19 protein-coding genes are annotated in these 16,730 nt (G+C 63.4%); 11 read left to right on the forward strand and 8 right to left on the reverse strand.

Features of this window, described 5'->3' with window-relative positions:
* Window positions 1–102 precede the first annotated feature (102 nt).
* From MGN01_RS14940 to MGN01_RS14955, 4 genes are read right to left on the reverse strand one after another with little or no spacing between them, the layout of a single operon-like run.
* Window positions 103–1,020: an ABC transporter permease gene (locus MGN01_RS14940; protein ID WP_147047622.1), complete on the reverse strand. Its 918-nt coding sequence runs from the start codon at window positions 1,018–1,020 to the stop codon at window positions 103–105.
* A gap of 7 nt (window positions 1,021–1,027) precedes the next feature.
* Complete coding sequence (locus tag MGN01_RS14945; RefSeq protein ID WP_147047623.1) at window positions 1,028–2,107, reverse strand: ABC transporter permease; 1,080 nt, start codon at window positions 2,105–2,107, stop codon at window positions 1,028–1,030.
* Window positions 2,104–3,726, reverse strand: coding sequence for an ABC transporter ATP-binding protein (locus MGN01_RS14950; protein WP_147047624.1), 1,623 nt, complete (start codon window positions 3,724–3,726; stop codon window positions 2,104–2,106). The genes MGN01_RS14945 and MGN01_RS14950 overlap by 4 nt, the downstream gene beginning before the upstream one ends.
* The gene (locus MGN01_RS14955; protein WP_147047625.1) at window positions 3,723–4,718 is read right to left on the reverse strand and encodes a BMP family protein; all 996 of its coding nucleotides are present in this window, start codon (window positions 4,716–4,718) and stop codon (window positions 3,723–3,725) included. Before MGN01_RS14955 ends, MGN01_RS14950 begins: the two co-directional genes overlap by 4 nt.
* 256 nt (window positions 4,719–4,974) lie before the next feature.
* Between MGN01_RS14955 and MGN01_RS14960 the strand changes: the two genes are divergently transcribed.
* The 8 genes from MGN01_RS14960 (at window position 4,975) to MGN01_RS23610 (ending at window position 10,829) form a co-directional block, all read left to right on the forward strand.
* On the forward strand, window positions 4,975–5,781 hold the full coding sequence (locus tag MGN01_RS14960) for a cysteine hydrolase family protein (RefSeq protein WP_147047626.1): 807 nt from the start codon (window positions 4,975–4,977) through the stop codon (window positions 5,779–5,781).
* Window positions 5,778–7,034 (forward strand): amidase, encoded by a 1,257-nt coding sequence (locus tag MGN01_RS14965; protein ID WP_147047627.1) that lies wholly within the window; start codon window positions 5,778–5,780, stop codon window positions 7,032–7,034. The genes MGN01_RS14960 and MGN01_RS14965 overlap by 4 nt, the downstream gene beginning before the upstream one ends.
* Entirely contained in the window at window positions 7,031–7,858 is an 828-nt protein-coding gene (locus MGN01_RS14970; protein WP_147047628.1) for a bifunctional allantoicase/(S)-ureidoglycine aminohydrolase, read from the forward strand. Before MGN01_RS14965 ends, MGN01_RS14970 begins: the two co-directional genes overlap by 4 nt.
* Before the next feature lie 4 nt (window positions 7,859–7,862).
* On the forward strand, window positions 7,863–8,369 hold the full coding sequence (locus MGN01_RS14975; protein WP_147047693.1) for an ureidoglycolate lyase: 507 nt from the start codon (window positions 7,863–7,865) through the stop codon (window positions 8,367–8,369).
* A gap of 300 nt (window positions 8,370–8,669) precedes the next feature.
* Window positions 8,670–9,131 carry a nucleoside deaminase gene (locus tag MGN01_RS14980; protein ID WP_147047629.1) on the forward strand — a complete coding sequence of 154 codons (462 nt, stop codon included), beginning with the start codon at window positions 8,670–8,672 and terminating at the stop codon, window positions 9,129–9,131.
* 701 nt (window positions 9,132–9,832) lie between these two features.
* Window positions 9,833–10,045, forward strand: a complete 213-nt coding sequence (locus MGN01_RS14985) for a hypervirulence associated TUDOR domain-containing protein (protein WP_147047630.1) — start codon at window positions 9,833–9,835, stop codon at window positions 10,043–10,045.
* 63 nt (window positions 10,046–10,108) lie between these two features.
* Complete coding sequence (locus MGN01_RS14990) at window positions 10,109–10,438, forward strand: CsbD family protein (RefSeq protein WP_147047631.1); 330 nt, start codon at window positions 10,109–10,111, stop codon at window positions 10,436–10,438.
* Between the two features lie 226 nt (window positions 10,439–10,664).
* Entirely contained in the window at window positions 10,665–10,829 is a 165-nt protein-coding gene (locus tag MGN01_RS23610) for a hypothetical protein (RefSeq protein WP_170245998.1), read from the forward strand.
* Window positions 10,830–10,882: 53 nt separating this feature from the next.
* Here MGN01_RS23610 and MGN01_RS14995 read toward each other — a convergent pair whose 3' ends face one another.
* Both MGN01_RS14995 and MGN01_RS24150 read right to left on the reverse strand, forming a co-directional pair.
* Window positions 10,883–12,853, reverse strand: coding sequence for a hybrid sensor histidine kinase/response regulator (locus MGN01_RS14995; protein WP_147047632.1), 1,971 nt, complete (start codon window positions 12,851–12,853; stop codon window positions 10,883–10,885).
* A gap of 544 nt (window positions 12,854–13,397) precedes the next feature.
* Entirely contained in the window at window positions 13,398–13,697 is a 300-nt protein-coding gene (locus tag MGN01_RS24150) for a hypothetical protein (RefSeq protein WP_147047633.1), read from the reverse strand.
* A 123-nt stretch (window positions 13,698–13,820) separates the two neighbouring features.
* Here MGN01_RS24150 and MGN01_RS15005 point away from each other — a divergent pair, with 123 nt between their 5' ends.
* Both MGN01_RS15005 and MGN01_RS15010 read left to right on the forward strand, forming a co-directional pair.
* Window positions 13,821–14,180: a Ros/MucR family transcriptional regulator gene (locus tag MGN01_RS15005; RefSeq protein WP_238258221.1), complete on the forward strand. Its 360-nt coding sequence runs from the start codon at window positions 13,821–13,823 to the stop codon at window positions 14,178–14,180.
* 286 nt (window positions 14,181–14,466) lie between these two features.
* Complete coding sequence (locus MGN01_RS15010) at window positions 14,467–14,739, forward strand: hypothetical protein (protein ID WP_147047635.1); 273 nt, start codon at window positions 14,467–14,469, stop codon at window positions 14,737–14,739.
* A gap of 69 nt (window positions 14,740–14,808) precedes the next feature.
* Here MGN01_RS15010 and MGN01_RS15015 read toward each other — a convergent pair whose 3' ends face one another.
* Window positions 14,809–15,102, reverse strand: coding sequence for a hypothetical protein (locus MGN01_RS15015; protein WP_147047636.1), 294 nt, complete (start codon window positions 15,100–15,102; stop codon window positions 14,809–14,811).
* Window positions 15,103–15,264: 162 nt separating this feature from the next.
* Complete coding sequence (locus MGN01_RS23615) at window positions 15,265–15,402, reverse strand: hypothetical protein (protein ID WP_170246000.1); 138 nt, start codon at window positions 15,400–15,402, stop codon at window positions 15,265–15,267.
* Window positions 15,403–15,784: 382 nt separating this feature from the next.
* On the opposite strand from MGN01_RS23615, the gene MGN01_RS15020 reads away from it, so the two are divergent.
* Entirely contained in the window at window positions 15,785–16,156 is a 372-nt protein-coding gene (locus MGN01_RS15020) for a helix-turn-helix domain-containing protein (protein ID WP_147047637.1), read from the forward strand.
* Window positions 16,157–16,730: the final 574 nt, after the last annotated feature.

Consider the following 16,730-nt stretch of genomic DNA (forward strand, 5'->3'; position numbering starts at 1 on the left):
CAAGAGTCCGTCCAAAGCAAAGCTCGCCAAAACAAAGTTCGCATCGTCATCGCCCGGATGATCGCTAAGCGCGCGTCCCGGCCCTCAAATGTACTGCGGATGTCAGCGGCGAAACGGGGTCGCCAGTGCGCGCGGCGCTGTCTGGCGCCCGACGAGGCCGGCGACCGCGAGGAACGCCAGGAGATACGGCATCATGATCAGGAGCGCATTCGGCACGTCTAATCCGATGGCCGGCAGCTGGAACTGGAGGGCCGTAGCCGCCCCGAACACGAAACAGGCGACCACCGTGCGGCCCACCGTCCAGTTGCCGAAGATCACGGCGGCGATCGCAAGATACCCGGCGCCGTTGGTCATCCCTTCCGTGAAGGTGTGGATGTCGCCGATGGACAGGAAGGTGCCGGCGAGCGCCGCGAGCATGCCGGTCATCAGGATGGCGCCGAAGCGCAGGGCCTCGACCGACAGCCCGGCGCGTTCGAGGGTGCGCGGATCGTCGCCTGCCGCCGTCAGCGCGATCCCGATCGCGGTCTGGCGGAGCACGAAGGCCGCCAAGATGACGACCACGATGGCTGCATAGACGAGCCAGACCTGCCGGAAGACCGCCTCTCCAAAGACTGGGATGTCGCCGAGAAGTGGCGGTGTCCAGGCGGGGAAGCCGGGGATGGTCTCGCGCGAGCGCGCGCCGAAGATCTCGCGATAGGCAAGCGTCGTTGCGCCAAGGACCAGGATGTTGAGGCCGAGGCCGGTGACGATCTGGTTCGCGCGTAGGACGACGGTGAGAAACGCCTGGATCAGTGCCACGGGCAGCGCCGCCAGGAGGCCGACAAGAAGCCCGAGCGAGGGAGATCCCGTGGCCCAGGCCCCGACGGCGCCTCCGAAGGCGCCCGCGAGCATCATGCCCTCGATGCTCATGTTGAGGACCCCTGCCCGCTCGCTGATCAGCTCGCCGATGGCGGCCAAGAGCAGCGGCATAGCGAGGCGGATCGAGGAGCCGATGAAGACGGCGAGAAGTGCGGCGGTCATCCTCGTTTCAATGCCCGGCGTCGCGCCGGTCGAGCCAATAGGCCGCTCCGGCGACGGTGAGGATGATGAGCCCCTGCATGACCTGAATCAGTGCCGTGGGGATGCTTGCCCCCATCTCCATGCTGATCCCAGCCGAACGGAGGAAGCCGAACAGCAGTGAGGCCGCGATGACACCGAGGACCGATCCTCGCGAGAGCAATCCGACGACGAGTCCATCGTAGCCGTAGCCCGAGGAGAAGCCGGCCCGTAGCGAGTATTGTTCTCCGAGCAGCATCAGGCCGCCGGCAAGGCCGCCGAAGGCGCCGGCGATCGCGAGCGCCGTCACGACCGTCGTGGCGTAGGAGAAGCCGGCGCGGGTCGCGGCGGTCGGATTGAGCCCGACTGCGTGGAGCTGGAAGCCGAAGCGCGAGCGTGTCAGGACGAGAGCGACCACCACGGCGAGGACGATCGCGGCCAAGAGTCCGGCCGTCACGGGTGCGGCGGCATCACCGGTCAGGAGCGGGATCTGGGTCGCCTCGGGAACCGGCAGCGATTCCGGAAGGGTCGCGGCGCTCGTCATGGGCTGGCGCAGCAGCGCCGTCGACTGGACGCACCAATAGACCAGCCAGACTGCAATGAAGGAGAGCAGCAGCGTGCTGATGACCTCGTTGGTGCCGATCCGCGCCTTCAGGACTCCTGCCAAGGCACCCCAGGCGGTCCCCGCCAAGGTCGCACCGAGAAGGGGAACGAGGAAAGCCAACCCGAAGGGCAGCGCGCCGACCCCGTGCTGCAGGGCAAGAGCCGTCGCAGCAATCCCGCCCACGGCGATCTGGCCCTCGCCTCCGACATTGGTCAGCCCAGCACGGTTCGCCAGGATGAAGCCGAGCCCGATCAGCGCGTAGACGACCGATCGATTGAGCGAAACCGAGATCGCATAGGGCGATCCGATCGTGCCGTCGACAAAGCTCTCGAGGGCATCGCGGAAAGGCACGCCGAGCATCGCAATCAGGGCGATGCCGGCCAAGGCTGCTGTGAGCACCGCGAGGACAGGAACCAGGAGCCCCAGCGGCGCACGGCCAGTGCCGAGCAAAGTCGAGCTCGCGCTCATGCGGCCTTCTCCGAAATCGCGGGCTCTTCGGGAGCAGCCTGGCCGGCCATCATCGCGCCGATGGCGTTGCGGTGACGAGGATCGGACGGTCGCTCGCCGACGATGCGGCCGCGATAGATCACCGCGATCCGATGGGCGACGGTCAGGACCTCGTCGAGTTCGGACGAGATCAGCAGCACTGCGACGCCACGGGAAGCCGCCTCCCGGATCAGCGCATAGACCGCCTCGACCGCGCCGACATCGAGCCCGCGGGTTGGCTGGGCGGCCAACAGGAACCGCAGGCCAGGCGCGGTTAGCTCACGAGCGAGCACCGCCTTCTGCTGGTTGCCGCCTGAGAGACGGCCGAAGCGTGCATCGGGTCCGGTCGCGCGCACGTCGAAGCGCTGCATCATTTCGGCCGCGGCGTCGTACATTGCCTGACGCCGCAGCAGGCCGAAACGCGTGAAATCGCCGGTGCGGTTGAGAAAGATGTTCTCGGCGACGCTCATGTCGACGATCGCACCGACACGGTGTCGATCCTCAGGAACGATACCGATTCCGGCTTGCGTGAAGGCGGTCGGCTTGCGTCCCGTCAGATCCTGCTCGCCGAGAAAGAGTCGGCCGCTATCGGGAGCGCGCAGGCCCGCCAGAATGAGCCCTAGCTCGCTCTGCCCATTGCCCTCAACGCCGGCGAGCCCGACGATCTCGCCGGCGCGCAGGGTCAGCGTAACGCCGTTGAGCCGCGTGGCGCCATCCGCGTCACGCTGCGAGATGTTGTCGATCTGGAGGACATCCGGGCCGGCTGGAATCTCGGCGGGCTTCGGTTTGTCCGGCTTCTCCGCAGGGCCTGCCTCGGCAACACCGAGTGTGGCGGCCATTGCCGAATCCAGAGTGTCGAGGTCGCGACGGATCATGGCGCGCACCAGCCGCTCGATCTCGCGGGCCGGTGCCTCCGATGTCGCCGCGACCTGCCCCTGGCGAAGAACGGTCGCGCGATCGGCCGCCTCCCGGATCTCGGCGAGCTTGTGGGTTACGAGCAGGACCGCCGCGCCCTCCTCCGCGACCCGGCGGCAGACGCCGAGCAGGCTGCGGATCTCGTCGGGCAGCAGCACCGCCGTCGGCTCGTCGAGGATGAGCAGGCGCGGCTCCAGCATCAGGCACTTGACGATCTCGACCCGCTGGCGCTCGCCGATCGAGAGATCGCCGACACGTGCGAAAGGCGCGAGCGCGAGGCCGTATCGCTCCGCGAGCCCATCGAGGCGCCTGGCCCAGCCGCGCCGGTCGAGGATGCCCCGGACGCGGCCGAGCATCAGGTTATCGACGACGCTCATCTCGTCGACGAGACTGAAATGCTGATGAACCATCGCGATCCCGGCCGCGAGGGCGTCCCGCGGCCCAACCGGACGATAGGGCTTACCCTCGACGCGCATCTCGCCCTCGCTCGGCGGATGCATGCCGAAGACGAGATTGCAGAGCGTCGATTTCCCAGCGCCGTTCTCGCCGAGCAGGCAATGGACTTCGCCCGCCCGGATCGTCAGGTCGACGGCCGACAGCGCGGTGAACGCGCCGAATCGACGGGTCAGCCCGTCGAGTTCGAGCAGGGCGCCGGAGGATTTCGCGTCCGTGACGGGAGCGTTCACCCCTCCAGGACCTTGATCTTGCCAGCGAGAATGTCTGCCTTGATCGCGTCGAGCTTGGCCTTCATCTCCGGCGTCGCGCCGCAGATGATCATGTCCGAAGCTTCGGGGCCCATAGCGAGGCCGAACGGCTTGTAACCGGCGGCCCAGCTGCCACCGACGAACTGGTCTAAGGCGTAGCGAACCTGATAGCCGACGCCAGTGATCGAGTAGGCGACGTAGAGCGGATCGGAGCCGCAATAGTTCGCGTAGCTCCCGATAATGTGGGTGCTTTTCTCCTTGGCTGCCTGTTCCAGGCCACGCAGGCCGAGGTTGAGGATGTGGTAGTGTACGTCCGCGCCCTGGGCGATCGCGGCGAGCGTTGCTTCCTTGGCCTTGGCGACGTTGTCGAAATCGCCCGTGTAGTTCTCGAAGAACTTGATGTTCGGGTTGATGCTCTTCGCGCCCATGCCGAACTCCTTGCCGGCATTGACGATCGAGGGCAGCTCCATGCCGCCGACATAGCTGACGGCACCGGTCTTCGAGAGCATGGCCGCTGCCGCTCCGGCGACATAGGCGATCTCGGCCTGCTTCACGTCGTAGCCGGCGACGTTCGGGGCGGATTCACCCGCATTGCCGCCGACAATCGAGAACTTCACCTTCGGGAAGCGCTTGGCGATCTTATAGACGGCGGCCTGTGTCTGCCCGCCGACGCCGATGACGAGGCCGTTCTTGGAGGCAAGCTGCGTCAGCGCCTGCTCCATGTCGGCGTAGTTGATGTTCTCGATCATCTGCACCTTGATCGCATCGCCGTGCTGCTTCTGCGCAGCGACGAGGCCGTCATAGCCGGACTCCATCCAGCCCTTGTCCGACTTCGAGCCCGGGATCAGGATCCCGATGCGCGCCGGATCGGCGGCGACGGCACGTTGCGGCAGCACGGCAAATCCCAGGGCAACGGACAGGCTGCCCACGGCAACTGCGAGCAGGCGACGTCGGCTCGGTCGAGAAATCGGCATGGAAAGGTCTCGGCGCGCTTTTAATGGCGGGGTGGAGAAATTCGGACGATCGTGATCGGCCGGGAGTTCGGAGCCTTCGTTCGCAACGGCCGTGCCAAGGCTACGCTTGCCGGCGCCTGAAACGCCGCTTCACCTCATTCGCATGAGCCCAGCTTCCAGTCGGTCAGCACGGATGCCCGGATGTGTGGCTCCAGGGCCGCTCGACTGGCGAGTGAATTGCCTCTCCAGCCCGCGCTGAAGCGAACTGGAGAACACGATGACGTCGGTGCCCGGAAAGGCGGACGAGGAAGCAGAAGGTCGCCTCGGGGTCGGCTCGATCTTTCATTGGCGCGCGAGCGCCGGAATGGTCGACATGGCAATGCCGCAGCCCGCCCCAGTTCGGTTGGTCCTCCCGACTGCGCCGCAGGCGGTGACGATCGACCTGCTGCGTACGGCCATCGTCGTCATCGACATGCAGAACGACTTCTGTGCCAACGGCGGCTGGGTCGATCATCTCGGCTTCGACTACACACCGGATCGCGCTCCGATCGCCCCGCTTCAGCGCCTGTTGCCGCGCCTGCGGCAGGCTGGCGTTCCGGTCATCTGGGTGAACTGGGGCAACCGTCCCGATCTCGCGAACATGCCCCCGAACCAGATCCACCTCTACAAGCCGACCGGCGCCGGGATCGGTCTCGGAGATCCGCTGCCGGGCAGCGGTGCGCCGGTCTTGCAGAAGGATTCCTGGGCCGCCGCCATCGTCGATGAGCTTGCGCCCGAGCCGCAGGACATTCTGGTCGACAAGTACCGGATCAGCGGGTTCTGGGACACGCCGCTCGACTCGATCCTGCGCAACCTCGGGATCAGGACGGTTCTGTTCGCAGGCGTGAACACGGACCAATGCGTTCTGCACTCGCTGACCGACGCGAACTTCCTCGGCTATGGCTGTATCCTCGTGGAGGATTGTTGTGCCACGACCTCCCCTGACTTCTGTACCCAGGCGACCGTCTGGAACGTGAAGAAGTGCTTCGGATTCGTCACGGGATCCGAGACGATCCTGGAAGCGCTCGACGGCCTGTCCCCGTGAGCCGCCAGAAGCCGCGAGCCGATGCCTTTCTTCCCGGACCACGACGCAGGTTGCCGCCGACCGGCGCAGGTCGGCTCGACGGGCTGACCTTCGCCGTCAAGGATCTCATCGACGTCGAAGGGTGCGTGACCGGCGGCGGCAATCCGGATTGGCGTGCGGCCGCGAGGCCGGCCGCGACATCCTCGCCCGCAGTCGCAGCTCTGCGCACCGCTGGAGCGAACTTCGTCGGCCAGACCGTTACGGACGAACTCGCCTTCAGCCTGGAAGGTGTGAACGTCCATGATGGCACGCCACCGAACCCGGCGGCGCCGGATCGGCTGCCGGGCGGCTCGTCGAGCGGCTCCGCCTCGGCCGTTGCCGCCGGGCTCGCGGATTTCGCGCTCGGGACCGATACCGGCGGCTCGGTGCGGATCCCAGGCTCGTTCTGCGGTCTCTTCGCCTTCCGCCCCACGCATGGGCGCATCACCCTCGATGGCGTGATCCCCTTCGCTCCGAGCTACGACACGCTGGGATGGTTCGCTCGCGATACGCAGGTCTTGGCCCGTGTCGGTGATGTTCTTCTGAGTGAACGGGTTTCGACGCCGATCACGCAGTTCGTCCTCGTCGAGGATGCCTTCGCGCTCGCCGATCCCGAGGTTGCTGCTACACTGCTCGCCGCCCTTCCCCCGGCATTGTCATCAGCCCCGACCATCCGCCTGTTCGACAAAGGCAGTGCTGCCTGGCGGGAGGCCTACCGGGTCCTGCAAGGCGCAGAGATTTGGGGGAACCTCGGGCCTTGGATCACCGAGCGGCAGCCGCTTTTCGGACCAGCGATCGCCGAGCGCTTCGCCGACGCTGCCACGATCGGAGCGGCCGAAGTCGCACAGTGGCAACCCGTCCGCGACGCGATCCGCTCGCGGGTCCGGGCATATTGCCCGCCCGGAACCGCACTCGTACTTCCCACCTCGCCGACAACCGCGCTTCCCCGTAACGCCAAGAGCATCGCCATTGGCGACTTCTACGCCCGTGCCTTGCCAATGACAGCGATCGCGGGACATGGCGGCCTACCCCAGGTGACCATTCCCTTAGTGCAGATCGCGGGGGCTCCGGTGGGTCTGTCGCTGATTGCGTCTGCCGGCGCAGACGAGGCACTGCTCGTGACCGTGGCGCGGATGTTCGAAAGCCTTCGCGCCGCACCCCGCTTCCGAGACTCCGAAGGTATTCAGAGAAGCGTCTCTGCCACCCCTCAAGACAGGAGCAGCCGTACCTCATGACAAAGCTCTACCATGGGCCGGCTGGTGGTTTGCCGGGGCAATCCGAGTTGCATACTGGGCGCGCTGTCTTCACCGAGGCCTATGCGGTCATTCCGAAGGCCGTCATGAGCGACATCGTGACGAGCGCCCTTCCCTTCTGGGACAAGACACGCGCCTGGATCCTTGCAAAGCCGATGACAGGCTTTGCCGAGACGTTCGCACAGTACCTGATGGAAACCGCCCCCCAGGGCGGGAGTGACCGTCCGGAACCCGATCGGAACGTGCAGGGCGTTCTGTTCGTCGTCGAGGGTGAAATAACCGTGACCCTCGACAATCATCAGCATCGCCTGGAGGCCGGCGGTTACGCCTACCTCCCTCCCGGCTCGGCCTGGACTGTCCGGAACGAAGGATCGGTGATCGCCCGCTATCACTGGATCAGGAAGCGTTATGCCTATGTCGAGGGCATCGAGGTACCGACATCAATCTTCACCTCGGATGATGCCGTCGAGCCCATCGCCATGCCTGGCACCGAGGGCCGTTGGGCTACGACGCGTTTCGTCGACCCCAATGACCTTCGCCACGACATGCATGTGAATATCGTTACGCTGGCCCCTGGGGCCGTCATCCCGTTCGAGGAGACGCATGTCATGGAGCATGGACTCTTCGTACTCGAGGGAAAGGGCGTCTACCGCCTCAACCGCGACTGGATCGAGGTTGAGGCCGGCGACTTCATGTGGCTTCGCGCCTTCTGCCCGCAGGCCTGCTACGCGGGGGGCTCGAGACCATTCCGATATCTGCTCTACAAGGACGTCAACCGGCATGTCGCCTTCGGCAAAGCAGGTTGAGGCGATGGCGATCAGAAACAGGTTGACGCCGCGACCGCTAACGCGGGCGACATTCGCGCCTTTCGGGGATGTGATCGACGTCTGCGGAGATCCGCCCAGGCCGATGAACGGCGAGAAAGCGTTGCGCTACCATGCGCTCGCCGAGGCTTATGCCCATGGGAGCGATGCCCGTATCGTCGTTAGTATTGCTGTGTCTCAGCCAGTTTCAGGCCTCGTCGACGTCTCGATGGTGGAGCGCCATCCGTTGGGATCGCAGACATTCATGCCTCTCGGTGGCGGCAGTTCCCTGATCGTGGTTTGCCACGATGAACAGGGCCGCCCTGGAGCGCCACAAGCATTTATCGCCGCAAATGGTCAGGGAGTGAATTACCGCGCAAACACATGGCATGGCATATTATCGCCTATAGATCGCAGGCAGAGTTTTTTAGTTGTAGATCGAGATGGGTCTGGAAATAATGTTGAAGAATTTTTTTTCGACGAACCCTGGATTGTCGATTTGGATATTTCATAGAGAGTTAGTGCGTCGCTATATCGGGATGTTGGGAAATTGAATTTTGAGTTGCTATTGCGAAAACGATTTATCCGAATGGCTTGCTCATAACTCAGTAAGCGTTGCCCTTATCGAGAGGTCGCTCTGAATCGCCATCATGCGCCCTCAATCGGCCTGCTGTTGCCGGGCTTGGGAAGTCAGCATCTTTGACGTGATAAGTGCGCCAAGAAGCGCGCTGCCTTGTAGCGCTTCTGGCAGAGAAGTTGCCTTACCGTACGGCGCGAGAGACGCAGTCTGACAGTGTTGTTAGCGGACGACAGTATGGACGATCACGAAATCTATCTGCGCGAGGCCATCGCAATCGGGCGCGCGAATATCGACGCCGGTGGGACGCCCTACGGAGCTGTCATCGTGCAAAACGGCAGAGTCATCGCGCGCGCTGCCAATCAGGTCCACGCAACACATGATCCGACCGCCCATGCCGAGGCGCTGGCCCTGCGCGAGGCCGGGCGTTTGCTGGGCCGTGCCAAGCTCGACGACTGCATCGTCTATGCAAGCGGTCGTCCCTGCCCGATGTGCCACGCGGCGATGCGCCTTGCTGGCATCGGCAAGGCCTATTTCGCCTTCACCGCGGAACAGGCCGCCCAGCATGGAGCTGCGAATGCGGCGCTCTATACCGAGCTCGCCCGCCCCCTTGATGAGCAACCGATGCGAGTCCAGCACCTCTTCATCGCTGATGAACCGCCACCTTACGCGGAATGGGTCGAGCGCAAGCGGGGATGAGATGGGTCGTCCTTGCATCTAAGCCGCGGGACGATCTGAACTGAATGTTGTTTGCGTAGAATGGCCCGTAGTCGGTTTGCGGCTTGACCGCTTGAAACAGCCCGGCGAGCGCGGCGGCAGTATTAGCATCGTTTGCCCGGGCTCTCTGTTGCAACGAAGCCAGCGGCGGGTTCGAGATGATCGCGTGTGCTGGGCAAAGAAACTTTGACACTGAAGTCCATGCCTGAAGAACCGCTTGCGCGTGATGAAGCGTAGGCCGCCGTTGGCGCGTCATCACGACGTAGAGCTGGTGTCGGTTCTCCTCAATCTCTGCACAAGTACCGGCGCGCCTCTGTTTCTTCGCCGTTCGCAGAAAAGATCGCCGTGACATTAGGTCGGGCGGCCAAAGATCGTTCTGCGGTTGGCGCTTGAACGGCGGCCGGGGGCTTGGCGCGCAGATGTTGCATCTTCAAGCCTCCATCCGATGCATCGGTCATGTTGCGATCCTGTCGCACCGGCAAGGCGCGGGACAGCGTGTGCGGAGCGAATGGAAAGGGGCTGTCCGGAGCCTTCGCCAGTGGATGCCAGCCCCGGTGTTCCGACCCGGCGCAAGCGGCAATGCCAACGCGGGAATCTTCGATGCCGCCTTGTGCAGATTGGCGCTCACGTCGGGAACGTGGGCGAGGCGCGGCTGTTGCCCAGCGACGAGACGGAGTTCGGCGATGGCAGGCAAGACACTCAAGGCCGGCGATAAGGTGAAATGGGACAGTGCCGGTGGCACCGCCCAAGGCACCGTCGTCAAGAAGGAGACCGGCACGACGAAGGTGAAGGGTCACACGGCCAAGGCATCCTCGTCCGACCCTCAGTACAGGGTGAAGAGCGCCAAGTCGGGCAAGGAAGCGGTCCACAAGGCGGACGAACTGCGAAAGACCTGACTTGCCCTCGACAAACTTAAATCGGGGCCGCCGGCTTACTTGGGCGAAAGAGAAAGGGAGTACATGGTCGTTGCAGACAGGGTCGGAGGTGCCGCGAGGCAGCTCGGTGGGAAGGTACAGGACGCGGCCGGCGGTTTCGCAGGCTCGGACCGCACCTCGGTCGAGGGCCGCCTGCGTGAGGCGCACGGTACCGCGGAGCACCTCTACGGCCAGGCCAAGGATGCCGTGCGGCACGTGGCCGAAGAAGTGTCGGACCAGGTCGAGGATGCCTACGATCAGGGGCGCCGCTACGCGTGGGAAGGTCACCAGCGGTCCGTCGCGTGGCCGCATGCTTCCTTACTCGTCGCTGGCCTCCTGGGCTTCGGTCTTGGCCTGTTGGTCAGCAGGCTCTGAGCCCCAGCTTCGCCCACCAGCACGAACCCCGTGCTAGGGAGCCCCGGTGTAACGCGTGAGCCTGAAAGCCGCCCCCCATCCCGGAGAGGACCAGTCGTGGCCGAAGCTTTCCGCGAGAGCTCCTCGCCGGCAGTGAATGCGGGCGGCAGATCGCGTCGCGCAATTGATCGGGCGTCAGCCTCGGGCCCATCGAGACGTGGCCCCGTGCCTTCGCACGATGACGGCGATGCTGCTGCGCTCTCCCATGCCGATGGTGATGCCGTGGGGAGAGGATGGTGTCATGCTCTACAACGACGCCTCCTCCGTCCTCACGGCCAACCTGCCGCGGCTTACGAAGCCCTTCCGTAAGGACGAACTCGTGACAGCCCTCGCCCAAATGACGAACGGCTGATCGGAGGATGACTGTTCCTTGGGAAAGGACCCGAAGCTCTCGACAGGCCGTCCTCATGGCAGCTTGGGGCGGACGGGCAGGGCGAAGCCCTCAGGGCGCAAACTCGTTACGAGAGCCAGTGCGAGCTCGGACTGCCCGAACGGCTTTGTCAGGCGCGTGACCGGGATGAGCGTGTCTTCGGGTAGCTCGGTGTAGCCGCTCGCCAGGATGGCGACCATGTCAGGATGCTCGGTCCGGATCGCCTCGACGAGCTGAGTGCCGGTCATGCCGGGCATCATCTGGTCGGTAATCACCAGGTCGATGGTGCCCTTGGAGCGGCGCAGGATCCGCAGGGCTTGCTCGCCGGAGGTCGCCTCGACCACCGTGTGCCCAAGATCCTCGAGCATTGCCGTCGTGTTCATGAGCACGAGCGCGTCATCGTCCACGACCAGTGCGGTGACCGGATCGAGCCTGGGAAGTTCGTCCTCGGGCTGCTGCTCCGTTTGAGGGGCGTTGCCCAGATCCGCCTCAGGCAGCCAGAGCTCGGCCGTCGTGCCCTGGCCCTTGGTGCTCTTCAGGATCAGGCGCCCGCCTGATTGCTCGGCAAAGCCGTGGACCATCGAGAGTCCAAGCCCAGTGCCCTTGCCGACGCCCTTGGTGGTGAAGAACGGCTCGGCCGCCTTCGCTAGGGTCTCCGCGTCCATGCCTTCCCCGGTGTCGATGACGGACAGGCAGACGTAGTTTCCCGGCTTCAATCCGCGGACGTCTTCGGCCGTTATGAACGCCTCACGGGCGACCAGCGTGATCGTGCCTCCGGCCGGGGTGGCGTCGCGCGCGTTCACACAGAGGTTGAGCACGACGAGTTCAAGCTGGTTGGCGTCGGCGAGAACGCGCGGAAGCTTCAACGGAAAGTGCATGCCGACTGGAATGTTGGCGCCTATCGAGCGCTGCAGCAGATCCGACATGCCGCGGATGAGGTCCGGCACGTCGACGGGAGTCGTGGACAGTTCCTGCCGGCGTGCGAAGGCAAGCATGCGCTTTGTCAGGGTGGCGCCGCGGTCAGCGGCCTGGATCGAATTGTCGATCAGTTGCCGAAGCTTGGGATCAGGCGGCAGACGTTTGAGGGCGAGGTTTAGGTTTCCGAGAATGACGGCGAGCAGGTTGTTGAAATCATGCGCAACACCCCCGGTGAGCTGCCCGATCGCCTCCATCTTCTGGGACTGGATGAAGCGGGCCCGAGTCTCTTCCAGGGCCAGCTGAGCGTCGCGTCGCTCGGTGATGTCGCGCGTGATCTTCGCGAAGCCGACAAGTTCGCCGTGCTCGCCCCGGATGGGATCGATCACGACGTTGGCCCAGAAGCGCGAACCATCCTTACGGACACGCCAGCCCTCGGCCTCGAAGCGGCCGGCCTGGGCCGCGGTCCGCAGAGCTGTGGCCGGGCGCTCGGAGAGGCGGTCTTCGTCGGTATAGAACCGCGAGAAGTGCTCGCCGATAATCTCTTCGTCGGAATAGCCCTTGAACCGCTGAGCGCCCTTGTTCCAGCTGGTCACCTGCCCATTCGGATCGAGCATGTAGATGGCGTAGTCCTGCACGCCCTGTACCAGCAGGCGAAAGCGCTGCTCGCTCTGGCGCAAGGCCTCTTTGGTGGCCTGCTGCTCGCTGAGATCACGAGTCACCTTGGCGAAGCCGAGCAGCGTGCCGTCCTCGCTCCGGATCGGATCAATGAGCACGTGCGCCCACATCAGGGAGCCGTCCTTGCGGACGCGCCAGCCCTCCTGCTCGAAGCGGCCCTCGGTCTCAGCAATCGCCAATGCACGCGCCGGAAGGCCAGTCGTCCGATCTTCGTAGGTGTAGAACCGGGAAAAATGCTCGCCGATGATCTCGTAGTCGGCGTAGCCCTTGATGCGTTGAGCGCCCCGGTTCCAGCTCGTCACGACGCCCGTGGGGTCGAGCATGTAGATGGCGTAGTCGACGATGCCCTCAACGAGGAGCTGGTAGCGGTCCTGGAGTGTGTACTGCGGTGCGGCGGGCTTCTCGATGTCCATGAATCATTCCAGAGCCCGAGCGTTGCAGGCTAGGGTGCCGCTGAAGCGGAACGTGTGAAGGAACGCGTTGGGATCAGCTGTGCGGACGATGGCAGTCGTCGATGGCACCTAGCACGCCCGGATCGGACTGTCGTTTTTTTCTGTGGTGACGAACGATTTCCGCAAGCCATGCGACTGCCGGAGCACCGACCCTCATGCTCCGCCAACCTGCTGCATTCGCGGATGTTCGATTTTCCAATTTTCTGACCGGAAGCGGACAGTCACTGATCGGCTTTTGGTGCACAGGCTGATTGGCGTTCCGCCGAAATTACGGTCGGCACCCAGTATACTGGCCTTTGAACCTGAATCTGGGTCCATCGACGAAGGGATCGACACCGTGGCGGAGCTCGCCTCGTCGGAGGCAAGGAACAGTACTGCCTTGTCGATCCCCTCCCCTGACCAATAGTTTTGGCCTGGATCGGTCCGGCGACGTCGCGCTTGGAGCCCTCCAACTGCTCGCCGACGCCGAACGGCTCATTTGGAAGGCTCGTATAACTCGGCGTCGTTATTTACGATTCGTGAGTCTTGCCCACCCGCGTTCGATCGCTTGCGCAACAGCCTCCATGGGGACTTTGAGACCTGGCACATCTTGCGCAAGGAGGGCCAAGCCGAGGGGCAGCATCCAAAGGCCAAGAACCGGCAAGATCGAAAAGGTGCCACCAAGGATGAGCAGTAGAGACGCAAAGATTCTGATCCAGAAGCGGGAAGGATCACGCAGCCATGCTAGGATTCGCTGCCCACGTGGTGGTAGCTTTTCAGAGTAGCGTGAGACCCGCACGTCCCACTGCTCGGCACTGGGCTTCATGTATGTCTTGCCAGGTTCAGCATCGTTAGCCGCCAATCTGGAGCCTCAAGGCACTCCGGCCTCGTGTGATGTAGCTTCGGATGGGCGTGGATCGGTCCCTCCAGCAAGGTGAACGAGTCGGGCTTGGCTTTGTTCGAGCGCTCGGTCCGGGACTTAGCCTCGCTGCTCCTAAGTGTGCACTGGGTTTTTGCCGGACTGACGAACGGCACGGCGTCCGTCCCCGAGAATTGGGAGGAGATCGAGAACCCGTCTTCAGCTCAGGTCTGCAAGTCGATCACGCCCGACGCGATCATCAGCTTCATCGACGGCAAGGCCTACAAGACCATGAAGCGCCATCTCGGCACGCATGGCCTCGATCCGCATTCCTACCGCCAGTGCTACGGCCTGCCGAGCGACTATCCGATGGTGGCCCCGAACTACGCCGCACAGCGCTCCGCGCTCGCCAAGTCGATCGGCCTCGGCCGTCCAGGCAGCAGAGCATGACCGAGGCGACCAAGGAAAGCGTGGCTCCAGCCCTTGAATCGCGCGCCTGCAAGGCTGCTTGACGCGGGTTCAATTCCATCGGCAGTTCCGTTCTGTTGAGACTGTCCGCCTATAGGTCCGACGCGGCATCGACAGCCGCTCATCCAGACTCATTGCCTGTCAAGGACGAAAGCTATTCGCGACGTGCGCTTCGAACGCTCCAGCCGGCGTTACGGACAAGCTGCCATAGATTGCTCAAACCAAACGGCCATCTCTTCCGCCAATCGCGAGAGACAAGGACGGCACGGTGGACAAGCAAACGACGACAGCAGCGGTTTTGACGTTCCCTGCGCGGATCGTACCAGTCGAAGCCGATGAGAACGTCGCTTCGGTGATCCAGGTCCTACAGGATCAGCTACAGCTCGCCCGCGAGGGTAAGCTGCGCTCGGTCGCTGTCGTCACCGTCTCGAACGACGGCGATGCCATTGGCACGGAATGGTCCTGTACCAACGGCGATGTCACCAGCCTCATTGGCAAACTCGCCGTACTCTCCCACGATCTGATAGCGGCCCGTAACTAGCTCTGAATGTACGTCAGAGCCCCACCGCGCCGGTTCCGACGGATCCCGCGCCGCCATCCCGCCTGTGATCTAGCGCCGGGATGCGACCAACTCGTCGTGTCGTGTGGCCGAGCCGCTGCGCTCCGAGATTTGCCCGCTGCGGCCGCCTTGGACGCGACGATCGGCGCCCGTCGTAGTTGCATTGCCGCCGAACGAGAGCGCCTCGACGGCGAGGCCGCCCTGCCTAACCGTGTCCGGGATATCGGAATGATCGTAGTAGCCGGCCGCATGGGCCATAGCGTCGAGCGCCTGGATCTCGCTCGTCGCCGAGCCCGTCCAGAGGATGGCTCCAGTTGCGCCTTGTCGAACCTGAAAAACGGGCATGGCGGTCTCCAATGAACGCTTAACGCAATAAGCGGGATGGAGACGGTAGCGTTCCGCTGGATTCCGCTTCCGCGGGCAGGAGCGACTGCGTGCCGCCGGTCCGTCCGAGGCTGCCAACGCGTGGCGATGCTTGGAAACGCCATTTGACCGGGCGGATACGCTTCAGGCGGGCTCGATCCACCGCAGCACGGCGACGAGACGCTCGGCCTGCGACCGGGTCAGGCCCGTGGACACCGCATCCCCGTTGCGGAAGATCGTGCAGGTACCGTCTTCGGCCACGCGGATCTTGATAGAGGCCATGGAACCCGTTTTCCCCCGCCGCTTTGCGGCCCTTGGACGGAAGCTTAACCGTTTCTGAATAGGAGACCAGCCCAAGCGTGGCCGTTTCTGCGATTGCGCCGGGGATTTTTGCAGGCGGATGGGTCCACATATGCATCGTCCGGCCTCGACCCTTGCCTCTGCTCGGCAAGACGTTGCAGGTGTCACCTTGGCTACGTCATAATGATCTCATTGGGCGAAAGCCTACGACCAACAGCCTTTCTCGGATATCGACTAAGGTTTTTCAGTCTTTAACGAAGGTGGCTTGACAACAGGTCGGCTGCAAATCCAAGAAAGAACTGCTCACGGAAACTTGAGAATCCAAGGAGACGTGAATGCGTGCGCGGCCTGGGATCGTAGAGCCATGAAGCAGGTCACCGAAACCGACCGGTTGATCGGCGAGCGGATCACAGCGGCCCGGAAGCTCGCGGGCATCTCGCAGACGACGCTCGCGACTGCGATCGGTGTCACCTTCCAGCAGGTCCAAAAATACGAGAAGGGCCTCAATCGCATCTCCGCCGGCAAGATTGTGGAAATCGCCCGGCTGCTTGGGGTCGGCCATGCCGAGCTGCTCGGATCGACGGACGACGTGTCGGGTCTACCCTCTCTGTCGCGGGCGGCGATCTCCCTCGCCCAGGCCTTCGACCGGCTGCCGGAGAGTGCAAGCAAGGCTCAGTTGCGGCGCCTTGTGCTCGCACTCGCCGAAGACGTCCAAGCAGACCGGGACGAGCCGTAGAGGCTCGCCTCGGTCCTCGCCTGGGGAGCCCTGGCCTTCCGGTGACATAATGGCGTCCGGTGAGGCGCTGCCGCTCATTTGGAAGCAAGCTTCGACCGCTCGCGTCTGCGGCGGCTGGTCCATCCAGCTGCAGCGATCTGAACACCGGAGCGCTATAGGCCGGCAGCTATTGGGCGGCGATAAACGAGCATTATTTCCATTCGTATGCTTTTAGAATAATAATATTTTATAGTGATCAAAACAATTATACCACACAATAACATTGATTTTCAAAATATATTTCTATATAAACTCCTATTTAGTTGGTGTATTTATCCGGTGCGGCAAATCGACACCACAATCAAAAGACGGCATCCCGTCGATAATCTGGTCATCGACGACAATGAGAGGATATTTTATCAGAAGCATCGAAATGACGATCCTTCATCGTCATTCTCTTGCTGAGTTTTTTAAGTCACGAGGAGGATTGGCCCATGTCCAACGAACCACTCGTCACGCAAACTGCGCTGTCGGCGACGTGTCTTGACGTGGGTGTTGCTGCCGCGTCGTGGCGCGAGACCGGCTGCCTCGCATG

Origin of the sequence: Methylobacterium gnaphalii, assembly GCF_007992215.1 — a bacterium.
Taxonomy (GTDB): Bacteria; Pseudomonadota; Alphaproteobacteria; order Rhizobiales; family Beijerinckiaceae; genus Methylobacterium; species Methylobacterium gnaphalii.